General features: G+C 63.0%; 2 protein-coding genes. One reads left to right on the top strand and one right to left on the bottom strand.

The genetic code is table 11. From position 1 onward, the window contains the following. The coding region (gene mnmE, locus EN984_RS28535; protein ID WP_127384123.1) for a tRNA uridine-5-carboxymethylaminomethyl(34) synthesis GTPase MnmE at window positions 1-773 on the bottom strand (773 nt) is incomplete at its 3' end. Between the two features lie 64 nt (window positions 774-837). Here mnmE and EN984_RS28530 point away from each other — a divergent pair. Further along, the gene (locus EN984_RS28530) at window positions 838-2,856 is read left to right on the top strand and encodes a thioredoxin domain-containing protein (RefSeq protein WP_127271099.1); all 2,019 of its coding nucleotides are present in this window, start codon (window positions 838-840) and stop codon (window positions 2,854-2,856) included. Window positions 2,857-3,022 lie beyond the last annotated feature (166 nt).

The following is a 3,022-nucleotide window of genomic DNA, read 5'->3' as shown; positions in this document are numbered from 1 at the left end:
ACTTCAAGCAGATCCCGCGTCGTGCCGGGTTCATCCGTTACTATAGCGGCATCCCGCCGCGCCAGGGCGTTGAACAGACTCGACTTGCCGGCGTTGGGCGCGCCAAGGATAACGACCTCGAAGCCGTCACGGATGATTTCGGCAGCACGAAATCCGGCAATGTGCCGGTCGATCTCGCCGATCATAGTTTTGACATCGGACCAAACCGTATCCGAAACGGAACCGGGGACATCGTCTTCATCGGCAAAATCGATCTCCGCCTCGATCATGGCGCGGGCGTGAATCAACCTGCGACGCCAGCCGAGATAGAGTTCGCTCTGAGCGCCTTCGGCATTTTGGACAGCAAAACGCCGCTGCGCCTCGGTTTCAGCGTTGACGAGATCCGCCAGGGCCTCGGTCTCAACCAGGTCGACCTTGCCGTTGAGAAAGGCGCGGCGCGTGAATTCGCCCGGTTCCGCGTGCCTGACGCCGTCGAAACCAGTAATCGTCTCCAGCATCCTGGCCACCACGGCGCGTCCGCCATGAACGTGGAATTCCGCCACATCCTCGCCGGTGAAACTGGCCGGATTGGGAAAGAAAACGACCAAGCCGTTATCGAGCACGGTTCCATCGGGCGCCCTGAATCTGCGCAAGACCGCGACGCGGGGCTTAACAATACCCCCGGCAATCGTTTCGACTACGAATCGAGTCTGCGGGCCGGAAATACGGATGACGGCGACGCCGGCCGGGAGCCGGCCGCTCGACAGCGCTACGATGGAATCGCCTGAAATCATTTGCCCGCTCTACCGAACCGCCCTAGCTTTACGCCCATCAGCCAATCGCACCCGAGTTTGCCCAGTGACGCTGCCCGCGCAAAACCTGCTTGCTGAAGAAGCCAGCCCCTATTTGCAGCAGCACAGCGGCAATCCCGTCCACTGGCGGGCCTGGTCGCCGGCTTCGCTCGAGGAGGCCAAGGCGCTGGACAGGCCGATCCTGCTCTCGGTCGGCTATGCCGCCTGCCACTGGTGCCACGTCATGGCGCATGAAAGCTTCGAGGACGATGGTGTCGCCGCCGTCATGAACCGTCTGTTCGTCAATATCAAGGTCGACCGCGAGGAACGCCCCGACATCGACCAGATCTATATGGCGGCGCTGTCCTCGATGGGCGAGCAGGGTGGCTGGCCACTAACCATGTTCCTGACGCCGGACGGCAAGCCGTTCTGGGGCGGCACCTACTTTCCGCGCGAGCCACGCTATGGCCGCCCCGGTTTCATCCAGGTGATGGAGGCGGTGGACAAGGCCTGGCGCGAGAAGCGGGCGAGCCTCAACCAGAGCGCCGACGGCCTGACCACACATGTCCAGGCACGGCTCGCCGGATTGCACGCGAGAACAGGGCTCGATCGCGACACGCTGGCTGAGCTTGCCAAGGGCATAGACGGCATGATCGACCGCGATCTGGGCGGCTTGCGTGGCGCGCCGAAATTCCCCAATGCGCCGTTCATGCAAACGCTGTGGCTGTCCTGGCTGCGCGACGGCAACGCCAGCCATCGCGACGACGTTCTCAACAGCCTCGAACAGATGGTCAGCGGCGGCATTTACGATCATATCGGCGGCGGGCTCAGCCGTTACTCGACCGACGCCGAATGGCTGGTGCCGCATTTCGAAAAGATGCTTTACGACAATGCCCAGCTGATCCGCTTCTGCAACTGGGCCCATGCCGCAAGCGGCAACGGGTTGTTCCGGGTCCGAATCGAAGAGACGATCGGCTGGCTGCTGCGCGAGATGCGCGTTGACGGCGGCGCCTTTGCCGCCAGTCTCGATGCCGACAGCGACGGCGAGGAAGGACTGTTCTACACCTGGAGCCAAGACGAGATCGAGGCCGCCCTCGTCGACGATTCTGCCTTGTTTTTCAAGCACTTCACGCTCTCCAGCCCGCACGGCTGGGAAGGCAAGCCGGTCGTCCACCAAACCCTGTCCCAGCAATCGCACTATGTGATCGATCGCGCAGAGCTCGGCCCGCTCAAGGCGAAACTCCTCACCGTGCGGGAACAGCGGGTCAGGCCCGGTCTTGACGCAAAGACCCTCACCGACTGGAACGGCCAGATGATCGCAGCGCTTGCAGAGGCCGGCCGTTCGCTGGCGCGGCCTGACTGGATCGATGCGGCGGCAAAGGCCTTTGCCCACATCAGCACCGCCGGCCGCGACAGCCGTCTGCCGCATTCGATGCTCGGCGCCAGAAAACTATTCCCTGCTTTGTCCAGCGACTATGCCGCCATGGCCAACGCAGCGATCTCGCTGTTCGAGGCCACTGGGAATTGGAGCTATGTCGACCAGGCCGGCCAGTTTATCAAGCAGCTCGACCATTGGCACGCCGATACCGAAAAGACGGGGTATTACCTGACCGCCTCGGACAGCACCGACGTGCCGATCCGCATCCGCGGCGATGTCGACGAGGCCATTCCGTCCGCCACCGGCCAGATCATCGAGGCACTGGTCCGGCTGGCCTCCGTCACGGGCGATCTCGAGCTGCAGGAAAGGGCCTGGCAAGTTGCCGAGCACGCCGCCGGCCGCGCGGCCCACCAGGCCTATGGCCAAGCCGGCATCGTCAACGCCTGCGCGCTGGCGATCGAGCCGCTAAAACTGGTCATCGTCGATGCGCTTGACGATCCAAAGCTCGTTCCGGTTGCGAATCGAAGTCCGGACCCACGCCGCGTCGACATTGTCCTGCCGATCGGTACGGGTACGAATCGACCCTTGCTGCCTGGCGGAATCCTGCCGCCGACCAACGAGGCGGGTGCATGGCTGTGTACTGGGCAGGTGTGTTTACCGGTCGTGACGGATGCTGAAGAGTTGGAACGATTGTTGCGAGGGCTATAAGGGCAACGCACTGCTCGATCAGCCCAAAATTGCGGCGCTGGCGCCGCCCCTTGTATCTGCACGAGATGATTATGTGCGATGGAAGCGATTGAGCCTCGGGCCGGATGGCCATCCGGCCCGAGGCTTGGCGAAGTCGCCCGCTGCCCCTCCGGCTACAACCGTCAAT

It is taken from the genome of Mesorhizobium sp. M7A.F.Ca.CA.004.12.1.1 (genome assembly GCF_003997835.1).
Lineage (GTDB): Bacteria > Pseudomonadota > Alphaproteobacteria > Rhizobiales > Rhizobiaceae > Mesorhizobium.
The sequence above is the reverse complement of the archived record's forward strand: the minus strand, read 5'-3'. Positions and strand labels throughout refer to the sequence as shown.